Origin of the sequence: Anaerobacterium chartisolvens (assembly GCF_003337415.1) — a bacterium.
GTDB classification, from domain to species: Bacteria; Bacillota; Clostridia; order Acetivibrionales; family DSM-27016; genus Anaerobacterium; species Anaerobacterium chartisolvens.
Map to the genome: position 1 here is coordinate 39661 of NZ_QPJT01000014.1, position 17876 is coordinate 57536.

Below are 17876 nucleotides of genomic sequence, written 5' to 3' on the forward strand. Positions count from 1 at the left end.
CATATTCAAAAAACAAAGCAGGCATTTCAGATAAGGTTATGCATTGCAAGTTAAATTGAAGTGGGGGTATTAATTATGGCGAAAACTTTTAAAAAACCTCTGAATTTTGTTATACTTGCCGCATTACTGTCTATATGCATACTCGCTTGCATATACTATGCTTCTCCTATGAAGATTCAGAGAATAAAAGCCGCATACGCAGGCTATTCCAGTATAGAAGAGCTTAGTGAGTATTCAGACATGGTTATAATAGCAACGCCGTTGAAAGAGTTTGAAGAGTGCCCTCCTACAATCAAATATAATCCTGATGGAAGAATTGAGGACGAATACACTGTTTCGCCCTTTGGAGTAAAGAAAGTAATAAAGGGAGATTCACAATTAAAAAGTGCTGACATACTTCAGCCCGCTGCAATAATAGAAAATGCCCTTGGGAAAAAGGTTTTGCGGATTACAGGGGATTACTATACCGTAATGAAAAAGGGAGAGAGCTATTTGCTGTTTTTAAAAAAGGTAGAGGAGGAAGGCTTCTATTCAGTGGTTTCTTTGGAATATGGCAAATACAACTTAGACGGCGGGGATCAGGATGAAATGAGCATTACTGAAAAATCCGGCAAATTTAAAAAGGTAAAGGATATGGCAAAGGCAAGGTTTAAAAAAACATTTGATTCAATACAATAAGGCATTTTCATAAAGCCTGAACGCTCTTTAACAATGATAACGGGCTGTTTGAAGAAAAACACCTTCTTAGGCAGGGAGTGACCCCTCCTAAGAGGGTGTTTTTCTTTGACAAATGGCTTTTGTGCGCGTAAAATAGTGTACATGATATTTATAGACTTAATAGAGAAACGCGTGCATTTGATTTTTAAAAAAGCATGTTCCGGCGACAGGAGAGTGAGCTTTGTGGTAGATAAAGATAGAATAAAGGCAGCGGTAAGGGAAATACTTGAGGCCATAGGAGAAGACCCAGACAGGGAAGGTCTGGTGGAAACTCCCGACAGGGTTGCAAGGATGTATGAGGAGATATTTGCAGGGCTCCACATGGACCCCAGAGACGTTGTCAAGGTTTTCAAAGAGGAAAACCATGAGGAAATGGTAATGGTAAAGGACATACCGCTGTATTCCATATGCGAGCATCACCTGCTTCCCTTTGTCGGCTCGGCAAGTGTGGTATACCTGCCAAGAAAGGGAAAGGTTATGGGCCTTAGCAAGCTGGCGAGGATAGTGGATATCGTGGCAAAAAAGCCACAGCTTCAGGAAAGGCTGTCGAGTCAGGTAGCCGATATAATCATGGAGGCCATAGACCCTCTTGGGGTGGCTGTAGTGATAGAGGCGGAGCATCTATGCATGACAATGAGGGGAATAAAAAAGCCTGGTGCTAAAACAGTTACCTCCGCATTACGGGGAGTAATCAAAACCGATTCAAAAACCAGAGCCGAGGTCATGTCTCTTATAAAAGGAATCTAGTAGGGAACGCCCCCCGTGGCGTTCCTTTGCATGAAGAAGCTTTTTTTCGGGGAATTTATTCTTCAGTAAATTACTTTATATATTTTTTAGATATTATAGCCTACTTCACATTTAAGAAACAAATCTATGTTAATGCATGAAGATTTCTGGTAAAATAATAGTATATTGAAGGCTGCGAAAGGGGAGAGCATATGTCTAAGCATACAAAAGCAGTACAAGACAATGACTTTATAATGTTGCCTGTTGTGGACTTTGTTTTCAAGCTTTTGTTTGGGGATATTAAGCATAAGGAAAGGCTGATATCGCTGCTGAGTGCAATACTGAGGCTGCCTGAGAAGGAGTTTGAAGGGATAGAAATTATCAACACCGAGCTTCCGAGGATGTTCGAGGAGGACAAAAAGGGTATACTTGATATACGCGCGAGGTTTTCCGGAGGAAAGCAGGTGGATATAGAGATACAGGTGCTGCCGTCGGTATTTATGGCTGAGAGGACGCTGTACTATTTGGGCAAGATGTACACGACGCAGGTAAAAGAGGGAGAAACCTTTCACGCACTTAAAAAGTGCATAGCAATAAATATAGTGGACTATGAATTTCTGCCTGTGAATAAGATGCACACGGTATACCACTTAAATGAGGATGAGACGGGACATAGGCTGACGGATGTGGTTGAGGTGCATTTCTGTGAGCTTAAGAAGGTAAGGGAAGGGACTGGGATAACGGATATGAATGACCCGTCTATAGACTGGATGAAGTTTATAGGAGCAAGGACGAAGGGAGAGATGGAGATTATGGCTGAGACGAATGAGACTATAAGAGATGCGTTCAATTATTTGCAGGTTATAAGCAATGACGAGCAAAAGAGGCTGGAGTATGAGGCAAGGCAGCTCTGGCTTATGGATCAGAGAACAAGGGAGAAGGTTGCCAGAGACGAGGGTATGAAGGAGGGCATAGAGAAAGGCATAGAGAAAGGCATAGAGAAAGGCATAGAGAAAGGCATAGAGAGAGGGGCTCTGCAAGCAACAACAGGCATAGTTAAGAATCTTCGCAGCATGGGTATGAAAGCTTCCGACATAGCCAGAGTCACAGGGCTTACGGAGGAAGAGATTAAGAATATAAAATAGTATTTCGTTGGTGTAATCACTCTGCGGACTCCAAAGTGCAGGGTGATTATTTTTCACCCTAATATTGCCTTAACTATGGCAACAATTAAGGAGATTGGCGGTACAACAATCATAGAAAAAAATTACCATTAAAGATATTGCTTCGGAAGATTATTTAAAATATCGGATATATATCATGCAGCGGCGCACTAACTGCGGACAGGTAATTTTTGTAATAAATGTACTGCCAGTGTTGATTTTATGTTATTATAGTTACAGGCTGTTGCTTACGAGACTTAAATTATTTGTTCGGGAATACCGAAAATAACAATACTAAATATGGAGGTTTTAAGAATATGCAGTATGTTGATTATGGGAGGACGGGTCTTAAGGTTTCGAGGTTTGGTCTGGGCTGTATGCGGTTCCCATCCGATGAAGGAGAGGCCATAAAAATGGTGAGATATGCTCTGGATAATGAAGTAAATTATTTGGATACGGCATATATATACGGGGAAAGCGAGAGAATAACAGGAAAGGCATTAAAGGACGGGTATAGGAATAAAGCCGTGCTTGTTACTAAAAATCCCATATGGAAAGTTGAGAGACATGAGGATTTTGAAAAGTATCTGGATGAGCAATTGCTGAGGCTTGGCACTGACTGTATTGACGTATACCTGCTTCACAGTCTTGAGTATGCTAACTGGGTTAAGGTAAAGCAGCTTGACGGCTTAACCTTTCTTGACAAAATGGTGCAAAAGGGCAAGATACGCCATAAGGCATTTTCATTCCACGGAACGGAGGGGCTGTTTAAAGAAATTATTGATTCCTATAACTGGGAGATGGCGCAAATTCAGATTAATATTCTGGATCAGGACTATCAGGCGGGAGTCGAGGGACTTAAATACGCTGCGTCAAAGGGAACTGCAATGGTTATAATGGAACCTCTGAGGGGAGGGTATATTGCCAACAATATCCCCCAGCAGGCCAAAAGACTTATAGAAGCATACCCCGAAAAGAGAACAATAGTTGATTGGGCCTTCAGATGGCTGTACAACATGCCTGAAGCCACGGTTATTATAAGCGGTACAAGTACCCTTGATCAGCTTAAGGATAATATTGCGATATTTGAAGGAGCAGCCTGCAATGTTATGTCCAAAGAGGACATGGAGCTTATTGCAAAAATTAAGGAGGCCTATGAGAGCAATAAAAGCATAGGCTGCACAGGCTGCAGGTATTGTATGCCGTGCCCTCAAAACGTGGACATACCTGAGATATTCAAGCTTTATAACAGCATCAACATTATGAAGGAGCACTGGGTAGACAGGGACATGTATAGAAATAACATAATTCCATTAAGCCTTGGAGCGGATCAGTGCATCAGGTGCGGAGTCTGTATGGAGCACTGTCCTCAGGGCCTTGACATCCCGGAAAAACTAATGGAGGCCCATGAGGGGCTTTTAAAATAGCGATAAGTAACGGATATTACAGAACATTAACATATTCATATCATTTAATAGTGGATTTTAAGGCGAAGGAAAAAAACCTTGTGATATTTCATCTGCGATATCACAAGGTTTTTCTATTCGCGCTTGAAAATGCCGAAGCGATACAGCTTTTAAGAGCCGATTGCTCTTACATAGTGAACCCTATATTAAATTCTATCTTGCCCAGGCCCGTTTCAAAATCAATTACCAGCGCTTCCAGAGGACATATATTGAAGGCGCCCGTTAAAACAGTGGGGGGAATAGTTCTAAAGCTAGCACCCAGAGCCACCGACATCGTACTTGCCGCTCCTGCAATCATGCTGGACAGCTCGCCCAGAGCACTTTTAGCCACATCATCAATAGCCGCTACGGCCATTCCCATCATCATTGAGGAAACCAGCTTTTTTGCGGTATCCTGAGACATGGACAGAGCAACATAACCCTGTATACCGCCATTTAAACCCACTACGGCAGAAATCTCCAAATCAACATACATGTTTGCTTTCTTTTTTATGCCGGCTCTTTTTATATCCGAAACGCCGAACTGCCCCAGCGTATTTGTAAAGGACTCTAAAAATGGGTTAACGTACTTTACATCCATAAATTTTTCCAACCTTTATCCCATGTATTTCAACAACATCTTTTGTTATAAAGAAAGTTTGTTAATTATAACATCGGTAAACAGTGTAAAAAATTTTAGGGCTAAAAAATAAATATACTGCCGGCGGCGCTTAGAAAGAGCATAGCAGTTACTTTGCCAGATATTCGGTAACCCTGCTCTGAATCAATTTTGCCGTTTCCCCGGCTGTCTTGCCGCCTGAGAAAAATTCATCTATTTCATCTGATATAATTTTGTCCACCTCGGGATCGGAATATGGGAATACCGACAGCTCTGATATAATTTTGTCCATAGTATCTATATCCTGCTGGGAAAGCGGGGCGATATCCCTTCCGTATTGGCTTTTAAGCATTTCGCGGATCGACTCCGATTCCTCTATTGCTGTTTTTGCCTTTGCTTTTTGCGCACGAATATTTACAGGGTTTTCATAAAGCTCTGAGCTGCTTTGAATATCCTCCGAAAGAAGTAGCTTTATAAATTCCCACGCCTCCGCCTTAAGCTGTGAGTTGTTATTTATTGCAAAGGCCTTGCCGGGAGTGAATATCAGGGAGCCTGAAGTACCAGTGAAAGAAGGATACCTTAAAAGCTCCACTTCTCCGTTGGAAATGGCTCTTGCATAAATGAGGTTATAGTAGTCGGCGATATATTGAGCTGTAAAGGCGATTGTGCCGGAATCCCCCATTTCCCATAGCTTTGAGGAATCTATTTCGGGGCTGCTAAGTCCTCTTTTTGAGAACCCGTGCGCAAAATCCAGCAGCTCGGCAAACTCACCCGAATCAAAGGCAGCGGTTTTTTTGTCATAATCCACAAACTTGTAATATTCCATGTTATAAATATATGAGAACAGCTCTCTTCCATTCATTTTGGGAAGTGCGTACTGATCGGGAGTACCGTCTCCGTCTTTGTCCACCGTTATTTTCTGAGCGATGGAAATAAAGTCCTGCCATGTCCAGCTTGAATCATCTACACTTACCGCTTCATTTTTAAGGATGCTTTTGCTTGCAGAAAGCATGTTAAACGTAAAAGTAACGGGAACTATGTACAGCCCGCCGTTATACTTGCAGGCGTTAAATATGTTCGGGCTGTAGTCGGAAATATTGAAGGACTTATCCTGTGCAATCATGCCGTTTATATCGGCAAGCGAATTTACGTCGATATATTTTCTATAGGGAAGGCCACTTATATCAATAATATCCGCACCTGCTCCAGACATAAGCCCGGCAGTGTTTATGCTGCGGTAGTCCTCCAGAGCCTTCTGCACCCTCTGGTCTTCGTCCTTGCCGGAGCCTGTCCATGAGGCCTTGTAATCCTTTACGTCAAGCCTTATATCAGGATGCTCGCGCTGAAACCTGCTTACCGCGGATTCGAGAACCCTATCGGAAAACTTTACGGCAAGAGTCAGAACCTTTTGCTCTGAGGATTTTTTACCTCCCTCGGAGGGAGTATATGAATAGAGCAAAGGTGAGGCTGCTGTGCCCGAGCCGGAGGCACTTTGAAAGGCGAGCATAAATATGTGGCCTGAGGGGGATATTGCCATATCCTTTATGGAAACGCCCGGTTCAAGAAGGGATGACTGCCTGAAATCAAAAATATTGCTCTTAATGCCCCCCTCGCTGTCGAAGGCCATTATTCCCTTATCGCCAAGAACATAAATATTTTTATCTTTAAGGCCGCATTTGAGCTGCCTGATCACATCCCCCGGCTCCATCTCCTTTTTCCATATGCTTTCACCTGTCTTTGGATCCAGCTTTTCTAAAGAGGATCTGCTGGTCTTTCTGTCAAAGCTTCCCCAAATAAGATTATTGTCATAATCAACCTCTATAAAGTCCGCGCCTGTGGCGGAAAGCTCATTAACCCTTCTGCCGTCGGCGTTTATAACCTCTATTTTTTCTCTTGGGTAAAGCAGGTATACCATCCCGTTTGAATCAACTGCAATATCGGTAACAGAGGGCTGGCTCTGCCGGAAGGTTTTGCTTCCCAGAATAAAGGAGCCTTGCTGCTTTCCCTTTGAATTGTATACATTTAGGGTATATGAAATTTTTCTGCTGCTGCTTTCTTTAGTATCGGGAGAATATACCTGATCCAATACGTACAGGTTATCCTTTGAATTAATGGTGAACAGTGAGCCGCTTCCCTTAAGTATGTATTTATGCTGATCTATTTTTTTTCCGGTTTTATCGGCAAAAATATAAAAGCTGTCACCCGGCCTATATGCGTATGTGATGACCTGGTTTAAGGAGTTGATGTTAAGAGATGTTCCGGCATTCTCGATTCCAAGCCCCTTGCCTATTTCCTTCTCCTCATAGTACTGTGCCGACCAATCCGAAAATGCGTCTTTTTCGCCTCCCCCGCCGACACTCCCGCTGCATCCGCAGAGCCCGGACAGTATGGCTGATGCTGTCAAAATACATATAAGCCGTTTAAACATTAATTAATCATCCTTTCGGTAATTTTAAGGCGGCACCTATAGTCTGTAACGGTAAAAAAGATAGTGCATTATTGACGGTTTTAATGAGGCTTTGAAAAAAGTGCCTTGCTGCGGCAAGCTCCGCCTGTCTCCTTGAGTAATTAAGAACCATTATATACAAAATTATACGTGTAAACATAAAAAAAGTAAAGAAGCAAGCTTAAAGTATTTACATAAATTTGGCTTTTGTAAAATAAAAAAGCTTTTTGCCAAAATTTTGCCTGTACAAATGCGGAATATAGGTTTATTATATTGTAAATATTAGCATGGGAGAGAGATACATATGAACAGAGAATTAACTAGTTTTCATAAATGGCTTATACTATTGAACGTTTCAGTATCCATATTTATGGCTACCTTGGACGGAAGCATTGTAAATGTTGCGCTTCCCGTTGTATCAAGGGAGCTGGCAGCCGATATAGGCTCGGTACAATGGGTTGTAACCTCCTACCTCCTCACAATTTCCGTATTGCTGCTTGTATGGGGAAAGATATCCGACATTTACGGAAGGAAAAAAATATTTGCATTCGGGTTTATAATTTTTACGGCAGGCTCACTAATGTGCGGACTGTCGGCAGACCTTAAAATGCTTGTGCTGTCAAGAGTTGTGCAAGCCATAGGGGCATCGGCCATGATGGCCTTAAGCCAGGGGATAGTAGCGGAGGTATTTCCCGCGAATGAAAGAGGCAAGGCCCTTGGCATTACCGGCGCTACCGTCGCTATAGGAAGCCTTGTGGGACCGAGTCTTGGAGGAGTTCTGACTCATGCCTTCAACTGGCAGTCGATATTCCTGATTAATATACCCATAGGGATATTGGGGGCAGTATTAACATTTACAACCATTCCGGAAATGCATAGGACGGCAGAAACAAAAAAATTTGATTTTAAAGGCTCGGTTATGCTTGTAACCGCAATACTTTTATTATTTATAAGCCTGCTCTTTCTTCAGGAGCGGATTTTGCCCCTTAAAATATTTATACCTCTGTTGCTTTTGGGAGTTGCGTTGCTGTTTATATTTATAAGCTATGAAAAAAATCTGGAAAACCCCTTGATAAGGCTTGAACTGTTTAAAATAAAGGTGTTTTCTCTTGGCCTGAGCTCTGCGTTTCTTTCGTTTGTGGCTATGAGTGCGTCTCTGATTTTCATTCCCTTTTACCTTCAGTATGTATTGGGAGTGGATACGCGTGCTGCCGGGCTGCTAATATCCTTTTACCCCGCCGCCTCCGCAATTGTGGCTCCCATAAGCGGGAGGCTGTCGGATAAATATTCCTACAGACCTCTTACGGTGCTTGGGCTGAGCATAAATACCGCAGTACTTTTTGCGGTCGCAGCTTTAAATGAAAGCTCCTCCTTCTTAAGAATTGCCGTGCTGATGGCCCTTTTGGGCGCGGGAGGAGCGATTTTCCAGTCTCCGAACAATTCAAGTGTAATGGGCGCGGTTCCAAGAGAACAGCTTGGGATTGCCGGAGGAATTAATGCCTTGTTCAGAAATCTTGGAATGGTTTCGGGGACTGCCCTTTCGGTATTGATTTTTACCTTTACCTCTAATATGGATATTAACAATTTTTCAGGGCAAAATGGGGCGTTTGATGCCGTCCGTTTTTTAAACGGCTTTAGGGTGGTTATTATATTTGCCGCTGTTATGTGTATGCTAGGTGCCCTAATAAGCCTGACCAGATCGGTAGGGGCCGTATCGGGAAGCAGGGAAAAGGCTTAGCGCTTGAATAATGTCAGCCTGCTTTTCCATAAATATACTGGCATATCACATTGATTTTACTTATCATTACAATTATTATACAATATGCTTGCGCATGTAACTTATAATAGGTATACTGTACTTAGAGAATTCTAAAGCTCAAATATGCTTTTTACAGGGAATGAAGGCTTTTGTAAGAAGCTCTTGCCAGCTATGAGGCACTATGAATTTTTATAATTTAAAGAAATATTTGATTTTTACATCCGGCGGTTGTCTGTATTACTATGTGGTACTGCAAATGCATATATAAATACAGAGGGGGGAGGATAATATTATGTTTAATGAAATACCATACACAGTATTATGGCTGATTATAGCAATAATACTGGGGATTATCGAAGTGGCAACATTGGGGCTGGTGACGGTATGGTTTGCTGCGGGAGCTGTTGTTGCGCTGATTGCAGCCGCCTTTGGAGCACCTTTTCTGGTTCAGCTTATAGTTTTTACGATTTCTTCAGGTGTCCTTTTGTATTTCACAAAGCCCATAGTACGTAAATTTCTTGACAATAAGGTGCAAAAAACCAATGCCGACAGACTGGTCGGAGAGCATGGTGTTGTAATTGAAGGCATTGATCCGTCGGCAGGTACGGGGCAGGTGAAGGTGGGCGGACAGATATGGTCTGCCAGATCCGTTGACGGCACTCCCGTAGGTGATGGGAAAAGGGTTCAAGTACTTGAAATCTCAGGTGTAAAGCTTATTGTAAAAGCTGTTGATGATAAGGAGGATATTTAAATGTGGATTTTAATTGTTCTGGCAATAATAGTATTGCTTCTGGTTGTTGTTAATATCAGGGTGGTATCCCAGTCAAACGCTTATGTAATAGAGCGGCTTGGAGCATATATAACGACATGGAATGTAGGACTGCATGTCAAAATCCCGTTTGTGGAAAGGGTTGCAAAAATGGTATCTCTTAAGGAGCAGGTGGTGGATTTTGCGCCTCAGCCTGTTATAACAGAGGATAATGTAACCATGCAGATTGACACGGTGGTATATTTCCAAATTACTGATCCTAAAATGTACGCTTATGGTGTTAACAACCCCATGTCGGCTATTGAGAACCTTACGGCTACCACCCTAAGAAACATTATAGGCGATCTGGAGCTGGACGAAACCCTTACCTCAAGGGATACTATAAACACAAAGATGAGGGCTATACTGGATGAGGCAACCGACCCGTGGGGAATAAAAATCAACAGGGTGGAATTGAAAAACATCCTTCCTCCAAGGGAAATACAGGATGCAATGGAAAGGCAGATGAAGGCTGAGAGGGAGCGCAGAGAGGCTATACTCAGGGCCGAGGGAGAGAAGAAGTCCGCGGTGCTGGTTGCCGAAGGTCAGAAGCAGTCTACAATACTGGCTGCAGAAGCCCAAAAGCAGTCCGCCATACTTAGGGCGGAGGCTCAGAAGGAGGCTGCGATAAGGGAGGCCGAGGGCGAGTCTGAGGCCATACTCAAGCTTCAGAAGGCTACTGCCGAAGGGCTTAAAATGCTTAACGACGCTAATCCAAGCAAGCCGGTAATTGCCATAAAGAGCTTAGAGGCTTTGCAGAGGGTTGCAGACGGAAAAGCAACCAAGATAATTATTCCTTCCGAAATACAGAGCATTGCCGGGCTGGCGGTATCGGTAGCCGAGCTTGTGGACAAAAAGCTCCCTGAGGTTGCTTTGCCGGTTAAGGAATAAAAAAGGATATTGAAGAATTAATAAGGTATATTGGGCCTGCTTCTTTAAAAAAGAGCAGGCTCAATATCTGTATAAGCCTACAAGGACATTAGCTTGTCGGCTATCTCCAAAATCCGGTCGTTTGAATAGTGTACCGCCATGAGCCCTGCGCTTTTTGCTCCCTCCACATTTTCCTTCAGATCATCTATAAAAATGCAGTTTTCAGGATTTTCACCCAGAGAGAGGCATACCGTTTGAAATATTTGAGGTTCGGGCTTATGGAAGCCCATTTCATAGGAAAAGAAATTTCTTTCACATATTTTAAAAAGGTAAGGGTATCTTCTTTCAATGGCTATTTTATGGAATTCGGCCAGATTGCTAAGGAGATAAGTCTTTTTACCCTTATTTTTTAAACGCTGAAGAAGATCAAAGCCCGGCGGATTAAGGACAAAATGCTCCCGAAACATTTCTATCCATTGTTCGTAGGAGAGGGTAGGCATTGCGCCCTTTATATGAATGCTGTAAAATTCATCGCAAGGAAGCCTTCCTGTCTCAATCATATACAGCATTTCCTTGTCAAAAAGCTTTTGGATAAGCTCGTGCCTGCACTCTGTCATGACTGCGAAATCCTTTGCCAGCTTGCGATAATTAAAATTAACCAGCACGCCGCCTATGTCAAAAATAAACCTGCGCATACTTTAAGCCCTCCTTGCACATTAAAATAAGCTTTTACTGTCCAACCAGATTTTATCATTTTCAGAAATTTGTGTCAAGGGGACGGTTGTATTGATAAGCACGAAGGAGAGATAAGGGGGAGATATATCGGCATTCCGGACTTGATTGCGGTGTTTATTTACTTTAGCAATTGACATGAAAGGATAAAAAAACTATAATTACCAATGTAATATATGGATAAGCTTTAAGGGATGGGGCTATTTTGCGAGTATTTGCGATTTCGGACATACATGCCGACTATATGGAAAATCGGAGGTGGCTGGAGGGTCTGTCCGGATATGAGTATAAAAATGATATTCTTATACTGGCAGGCGATGTCACGGACGATATGACGATGTTTTCAAGGGTGATGGAGGGGCTTAAGCTGCGCTTTAGAGAAGTTGCCTTTGTTCCGGGAAACCATGACCTGTGGGTCAGAAGATACGTAAATATGGATTCACAGCAGAAGTATCAGGCTGTAAAGGATATTGCTTCGGGGCTTGGCATACGCAGTACACCGTTTGAGGCAGGCGGCCTGTGCATTGTGCCCTTACTGGGCTGGTATGATTATTCATTCGGGCAGCCGTCAAAAGAGCTGGAGGATGTATGGGTTGATTATACTGCTTGCATATGGCCCGGGGGATGGGGCGCAAGGGATGTTTGCATGTACTTTACGGCAATAAACGAGGGCTTTATACAGCAATGCTCAGGCAGTAGAAAAGGGGATGTAATTTCATTTTCGCATTTTTTGCCCAGAATTGACTTGATGCCTTCGTATATACCGGCAGATAAAAGGAAGCTGTTTCCCGTTCTCGGAAGCGCTGTGCTGGAGAGACAGATAAGAAGGCTGGGGTCGGCGGTGCATGTGTATGGACACAGCCATGTAAATACAAGAGTATATATGGATAAAACCCTGTATATAAATAATGCTTTCGGATATCCTAACGAGACCTTTATAACGAGAAAAGAGCTTGTCTGTATATATGGAGATTAAGATATCCATGTGGTGGAGAGAGATATGGAAGGTAGATATCAAATACATAATACATATAAAATGCATGAGACGTATGAAATATATCAGGTAAAGGCTTCATTTTTAAACATTATAAATTATGTATATATAATTGCAGACAGGTGCGGGGGCAATGCTGCCGTGGTGGATCCGGCGTGGGATTTAAACGGCATTACAGAAAGACTTGAGAACATGGATGTGGAGCTCAAGTCTGTTTTACTTACGCACTCGCATTATGACCACGTAAATATGGTTGAGCCGCTGCTTCGCAGGTTTAATCCAAGAGTTTACATGTCACGGAAGGAAATAGATTTTTACGGATTCAGATGCAAAAATCTGAATGCTCTGGAAAACTACCAGGTTATAGACATAGGAAATATTCACGTTTCCTGCATACATACTCCCGGGCATACTGCAGGGGGTATGTGCTATTTGCTTCCCCGCCACATATTTACAGGAGATACGGTATTCATTGAGGGCTGTGGTGCGTGCTCGTTTTATGGGGGGTCTCCCGAAGATATGTTTGAAAGCATTCAGAGGCTTAAAGTCATGCTTTCACATGATATTTGCGTATATCCGGGGCATTCCTACGGAATGGAGCCCGGATGCACCTTTGGGCAATTGCTGGAGAAAAACATTTACTTTCAATTCTCTCAAAAAGACCATTTTGTAAATTTCAGGATGAGAAAGAGGCAAAGGCATCTCTTCAGCTTTAAATAGTCTGTGCCGCAGCTCATTAAAATAGCAGAAGGCTCACAGCCATAACCATCATCCCTGCTATAAGTCCGTAAATTGAAAGGTGTGCTTCACCGTATTCCCTTGCTGTGGGAAGAAGCTCATCAAGAGAAATAAACACCATTATTCCTGCAACCGAAGCAAATAAAACTCCAAAAACAACATCATTGAAAAAGGTGGCAAGTATGAGATACCCTATAATTGCTCCTACAGGCTCCGACAGGCCGGACAGGAAGGATAGCTTGAATGCCTTCTTTTTGTCGCCTGTGGCATAGTAAATGGGTATAGATACCGCTATCCCCTCAGGGATATTATGTATTGCTATGGCGGCGGCTATGGCTATTCCAAGAGAAGGGTCCTTCATTGCGGAGGTAAATGTGGCGAGGCCTTCGGGGAAATTATGAATAGCTATGGCCATTGCAGTGAACAGTCCCATTCTCATAAGCCTTCCATTGCCTGCTTCGGGCTGGGATTTGCCCATGTCCTCCACCTTGCGCATTTCATGTGGATTTTCACCTGAGGGGACAAGCCTGTCTATCAAGGCTATAAGAAATATACCTCCGAAAAATGCTGCTACGGTGGCCCATGAGCCCCCGGTTTTCCCCAGAGCCTCTACCAGAGAATCCTTTGCCTTAACAAATATCTCGATCATTGAAACATAAATCATGACTCCTGCCGAAAAACCCAGTGCCACAGAGAGAAATCTTGTATTAGTCTTTTTTGCAAAAAAGGCCAAAAGACTTCCTATACCCGTACATAGCCCCGCTATCAGCGTCAGCCCGAATGCCATAAGCAAATTGCTTGTATCCATAAAATTAACCTCCATTGCTCTTAGCTGTTATTATAATATATACCCTGAAATATAAAAATAAAGCAAAAATATTTAAAAAGCAATATCGGTTCATTTTTTTAGAATATGTATGTTAATATGTTATAGCTGGTATTCAGCATGAGATAGTTTCTTAAAATTACACAAAAGCGGTTAAAAAATATTGTTGTATTATTGGGAGCAAACTTATAAAATAGCAGGAGGTCCATAAAGAATGAAAAAGCGTGTAGTTATAACGGGTATGGGAGCTGTCACGGCTTTTGGAGTGGGCGCAGGCTTACTATGGCAGTCGGTTAAAGCGGGGAAATCGGGAATCAGCAGCATTGAAAGGATAGATGTTTCAGACCTCCCGACAAAGGTAGGGGCTGAAATAAAGGAGTTTGAGCCGGGGGAGTTCATAGACAGGAAAGAGCTTAAGAGGATGGACAGATTTTCCCAGTATGCCATGGCCGCCGCGCAAATGGCGGTAAATGAAGCCGGCGCAGGTTTTGAAGAGATTGACGGAAAGCGGCTCGGTGTTATTATAGGCACGGGCATAGGAGGCATTGAGACTCTTGAAAACCAGCATAATGTGCTTTTGGAGAAGGGACCCGGACGGATTAGCCCGTTTTTTGTTCCCATGATGATACCTAATATGGCTTCGGGGCTTGTATCAATAAAGTATGGTGCCAAAGGCTTTGTAGAATGCGTTGTTACAGCTTGTGCTTCTTCGGCAAATTCAATTGGTGATGCCTTTAAGGCTATTCAGAGGGCCGATGCCGATGTTATAATTGCAGGAGGGACAGAGGCGGCAATAACAAGGCTGGCAATGGCGGGCTTTTGTGCCAGCAAGACCATGACTACGGAGATCAATCCTGCTGAGGCTTGCAGACCGTTTGACATCAAAAGGGACGGATTTATATTGGGAGAAGGCTCGGGGGTTGTTATACTTGAGGAGCTTGAACATGCGCTAAGGAGAGGGGCAAATATTATTGCGGAGGTTGCGGGGTATGGCTGCACCAACGATGCATACCACATTACAGCGCCGGCGGAGCAGGGTGAAGGCGGGGCGAGATGTATGGAGAGTGCTATTGCGGACGCGGGAATAGAGCCCTGTGATATTGGATACATTAATGCCCATGGCACATCCACAGAGCTCAACGACAAAAACGAGACCTCCGCCATAAAATCGGTATTCGGAGAACATGCATATAAAGTTCCTGTTAGCTCCACAAAATCAATGACAGGACATCTGCTGGGTGCAGCGGGGGCGATTGAAGCTATTATCACTGTGTCTGCGTTAAAGGAAGGCTTTTTGCCTCCCACTGTAAATTACAGTAATCCCGACCCTGAATGTGATCTTGACTACATACCTAATACCGGCAGGAAGGCTGAAGTTTTATATGCGCTGTCAAACTCCTTTGGATTTGGGGGACATAATGCATCACTGGTTTTTAAAGCATGGAGATATTAATAAAATCTGTCTTGTGAGGAAATAATTGAACAAATGAATATAAAAGAGGTTATTGAAGCTTGTATTTTCTATATTGAGAATAATATATACAATAAAATTTCTCTGGATGACCTGTCTCAGTATACGGGCACGTCTAAATTTTATCTGCATAGGGCGTTCAAAGCATTAACAGGTGAAAATTTAATGGATTATATACAATCAAGAAAACTGACCTCAAGCATTAATGAGCTTGCCAACACAAACAAAAGAATTATTGACATAGCGTTAGACTATGGCTTTGAGTATGAGCAGTCATACATAAGGGCATTCCGTAAAAGGTTCGGGCATACCCCTTTAAAGGTGAGGAATGACAGGATATCGGTTATAATAAAAGAAAAAATAAACATAAATCACTTTTTGGCGGTAAATAATACTGTAACGTATAAGCCGTTCTTTGTTTTCAGGCAGAAGTTCAATTTAGTTGGGAATAAGCATATAATATTCAGCAAGTCGGGAGACAGAACGGCAAACGAATACGGTAAAAATTTCTTTTACAACTGCCGGCAGACAATAGAGAACCCGGTAAATCCCCATGTGTATTTCGGATATACCGATTGGAGCAAAAATGACGATGGATATATATACTACATGCCCTCTCTGGAGGTTAACGATCTGTCGGTGATACCTGATGGAATGGCAGGGATTTCGATACCTGCGCACAAATATGTTGTATTCCGATTTGTGGGATTTTTCAGGCCGGACGCTATTAACGGAAGGCAGGTAGGGCGTTTGCTGGTGCATATGTATTCCCGATGGATTTTTCAGTCAGGCTTTAAATTTGCCGATACCTTCAGATTTGAGTATATAGACACATCTCTTTCAAAGGACAATTACTGTGAGCTTGACATTTACCAACCCATAGTAGAGATAGAGTAGGGGACGCTCCTGTTTTTAGAACATTTGTTCTTGACAATTATTATACAAAGGAGGTATAATATATCTCATAAAGCAATATATTCTGAGGTGATGATTATGCCAAGAGCAGCCAGAAAAAAGTCAGATGCGTCCATGTACCACGTTATGTCCAGAAGCATAAGTGAGGTAGAGCTTTTCCGATGTGATGAGGATAAAGGGTATTATCTTGCGCTGCTAAAGCGTTATATAGATAGATACTGCTGTAAAATCTATGCCTATTGCCTTATGGGCAACCATGTCCACTTATATATGAACCCCTGTGGGTTTGACATTTCATCATTTATGCTGGGCCTTAATACGGCGTACGTCACATATTACAACAGGCGCTATAACAGACATGGGCATTTATTTCAGGGGCGCTTTGCCAGCAAGATAGTTGATAATGACACTTATAGCCTGACGCTGTCTGCATATATTCACAATAATGCAAAGGACTTGCCGGAATACTCAGGAAGAGAGGAGTTTTATCCGTATTCCTCGTACGGAATCTATACAGGAAAAATGAAGGATATCGAGGGAATTGTAGATACCGAATTTCTGCTGCAGCTTTTTAGCAGGGACAAAAAAGAGGCGAGGAGGAAATATTGGTATTTCACCGAGTCAATGAGGGAAACGGGAATTATGAGAGAAGTAGACGAAGGTATAATGAAGGAGTATACCGAAAATTGCTACGAGAGCGGGAAAAAACGTATTATAAGGCATAAATCACCGGAGAAGCTGATAGAAAATGTGGGCGAGCTTTTGGGAGAAGCCCTTCCTCAGAGACTTAGGACAAAATTCAGCAGAGACACGGTAGATGTAAGAGCGTTTATAACATACATAATGCGTGCGTTATGCGGGTATACATATGGAAGTATATGCAGGTATGTGGGAAATATGTCGGTGTCGGGGATATCGAGGTTGTCGAATGAGGGATTTAGGCTGCTGGGAAGGGATACGCGGTACTGCAACGCATTCAATTCATTAATTAATACAAATTAAAGAATAAAGAAGGGTATAAAAAATATAACGGATCTAATTAACTTGTGATCATGTTATTTGTGAGCTTCAAGGAATTATATAAGCTTTTGCCGAGCCTTGCTTGCCTTACGAGAAAGGTCTTTTTGTTATGTCCATATGCCATGTCTGAAATCACACTTATATAGACTTGAAATGAAAAAGTGACTGCTATATGCACAAAAAAACACAAAAAAACAGGAGCGTCCCCACCCAAAAGATCAAAAAAATTTATACATAATTAATAAAAAAATCCATGTACATTATAGAAAATATGGAATACAATTATGGATATTCTATGAAAATAGGACATTTGTATTATATCGTGTTATAAAAGAATTAATTGATTTCTCTAAATTGCTGCCTATAAAAAATTAGATTTCCAACAATACTCTCCACAATAAATTCTGTTCTTACTAAGCTTAAGAAGCATACATGCTTTTCAATGATTCGCCATAATATCTGTATTCTGGGGCAGGACTGTCCTGAAGCAATAAAATATATTAACGGCTTTTATAAGTGGGGACGTTTTAGAACGCTCCCCATATGCTTTAAAGGTTCGGCATTGTATAAGAATAATGGCAAATAATATTACTTTTTATGGGGGTGGTACAAGCTTTGGTATTGGAA

General features: G+C 42.3%; 16 protein-coding genes. 12 read left to right on the top strand and 4 right to left on the bottom strand.

Annotated elements, in window-relative coordinates:
* Positions 1-75: 75 nt before the first annotated feature.
* The 4 genes from DFR58_RS12745 (at position 76) to DFR58_RS12760 (ending at position 4033) form a co-directional block, all read left to right on the top strand.
* Positions 76-678, top strand: coding sequence for a hypothetical protein (locus DFR58_RS12745; RefSeq protein ID WP_114298239.1), 603 nt, complete (start codon positions 76-78; stop codon positions 676-678).
* Between the two features lie 222 nt (positions 679-900).
* A complete protein-coding gene (folE, locus tag DFR58_RS12750; protein WP_114298302.1) occupies positions 901-1464 on the top strand; it encodes a GTP cyclohydrolase I FolE in 564 nt (187 codons plus the stop codon).
* Between the two features lie 191 nt (positions 1465-1655).
* Positions 1656-2588 carry an Rpn family recombination-promoting nuclease/putative transposase gene (locus DFR58_RS12755; protein WP_114298240.1) on the top strand — a complete coding sequence of 311 codons (933 nt, stop codon included), beginning with the start codon at positions 1656-1658 and terminating at the stop codon, positions 2586-2588.
* Between the two features lie 335 nt (positions 2589-2923).
* Entirely contained in the window at positions 2924-4033 is a 1110-nt protein-coding gene (locus DFR58_RS12760; protein ID WP_114298241.1) for an aldo/keto reductase, read from the top strand.
* 166 nt (positions 4034-4199) lie between these two features.
* Here DFR58_RS12760 and DFR58_RS12765 read toward each other — a convergent pair whose 3' ends face one another.
* Together DFR58_RS12765 and DFR58_RS12770 are read right to left on the bottom strand one after the other, a co-directional pair.
* Positions 4200-4652: a chemotaxis protein CheX gene (locus DFR58_RS12765; RefSeq protein WP_147273174.1), complete on the bottom strand. Its 453-nt coding sequence runs from the start codon at positions 4650-4652 to the stop codon at positions 4200-4202.
* A gap of 148 nt (positions 4653-4800) precedes the next feature.
* Positions 4801-7098 (bottom strand): extracellular solute-binding protein, encoded by a 2298-nt coding sequence (locus DFR58_RS12770; RefSeq protein ID WP_114298243.1) that lies wholly within the window; start codon positions 7096-7098, stop codon positions 4801-4803.
* A gap of 322 nt (positions 7099-7420) precedes the next feature.
* On the opposite strand from DFR58_RS12770, the gene DFR58_RS12775 reads away from it, so the two are divergent.
* The 3 genes from DFR58_RS12775 to DFR58_RS12785 all read left to right on the top strand — a co-directional run bounded on the left by DFR58_RS12775 (position 7421) and on the right by DFR58_RS12785 (position 10574).
* The gene (locus DFR58_RS12775; RefSeq protein WP_114298244.1) at positions 7421-8854 is read left to right on the top strand and encodes an MFS transporter; all 1434 of its coding nucleotides are present in this window, start codon (positions 7421-7423) and stop codon (positions 8852-8854) included.
* Between the two features lie 313 nt (positions 8855-9167).
* Positions 9168-9626 (top strand): NfeD family protein, encoded by a 459-nt coding sequence (locus tag DFR58_RS12780; RefSeq protein ID WP_114298245.1) that lies wholly within the window; start codon positions 9168-9170, stop codon positions 9624-9626.
* Positions 9627-10574, top strand: coding sequence for an SPFH domain-containing protein (locus DFR58_RS12785; RefSeq protein ID WP_114298246.1), 948 nt, complete (start codon positions 9627-9629; stop codon positions 10572-10574).
* A 77-nt stretch (positions 10575-10651) separates the two neighbouring features.
* Here the strand turns inward: DFR58_RS12785 and DFR58_RS12790 are convergent, their stop codons facing one another.
* Complete coding sequence (locus DFR58_RS12790) at positions 10652-11248, bottom strand: HAD family hydrolase (protein WP_114298247.1); 597 nt, start codon at positions 11246-11248, stop codon at positions 10652-10654.
* 242 nt (positions 11249-11490) lie between these two features.
* Between DFR58_RS12790 and DFR58_RS12795 the strand changes: the two genes are divergently transcribed.
* Together DFR58_RS12795 and DFR58_RS12800 are read left to right on the top strand one after the other, a co-directional pair.
* Complete coding sequence (locus tag DFR58_RS12795) at positions 11491-12261, top strand: metallophosphoesterase family protein (RefSeq protein WP_114298248.1); 771 nt, start codon at positions 11491-11493, stop codon at positions 12259-12261.
* Between the two features lie 24 nt (positions 12262-12285).
* Positions 12286-12999 (top strand): MBL fold metallo-hydrolase, encoded by a 714-nt coding sequence (locus tag DFR58_RS12800; protein WP_242987613.1) that lies wholly within the window; start codon positions 12286-12288, stop codon positions 12997-12999.
* A 16-nt stretch (positions 13000-13015) separates the two neighbouring features.
* Here DFR58_RS12800 and zupT read toward each other — a convergent pair whose 3' ends face one another.
* Positions 13016-13825 carry a zinc transporter ZupT gene (gene zupT, locus DFR58_RS12805; protein ID WP_114298249.1) on the bottom strand — a complete coding sequence of 270 codons (810 nt, stop codon included), beginning with the start codon at positions 13823-13825 and terminating at the stop codon, positions 13016-13018.
* A gap of 232 nt (positions 13826-14057) precedes the next feature.
* Between zupT and fabF the strand changes: the two genes are divergently transcribed.
* From fabF to DFR58_RS12820, 3 genes are all read left to right on the top strand, one after another.
* Entirely contained in the window at positions 14058-15296 is a 1239-nt protein-coding gene (fabF, locus tag DFR58_RS12810) for a beta-ketoacyl-ACP synthase II (RefSeq protein ID WP_114298250.1), read from the top strand.
* A gap of 33 nt (positions 15297-15329) precedes the next feature.
* Complete coding sequence (locus DFR58_RS12815; RefSeq protein WP_114298251.1) at positions 15330-16211, top strand: helix-turn-helix domain-containing protein; 882 nt, start codon at positions 15330-15332, stop codon at positions 16209-16211.
* A 96-nt stretch (positions 16212-16307) separates the two neighbouring features.
* Positions 16308-17231, top strand: coding sequence for a transposase (locus tag DFR58_RS12820; RefSeq protein WP_170138148.1), 924 nt, complete (start codon positions 16308-16310; stop codon positions 17229-17231).
* The last annotated feature ends 645 nt before the right edge of the window (positions 17232-17876 follow it).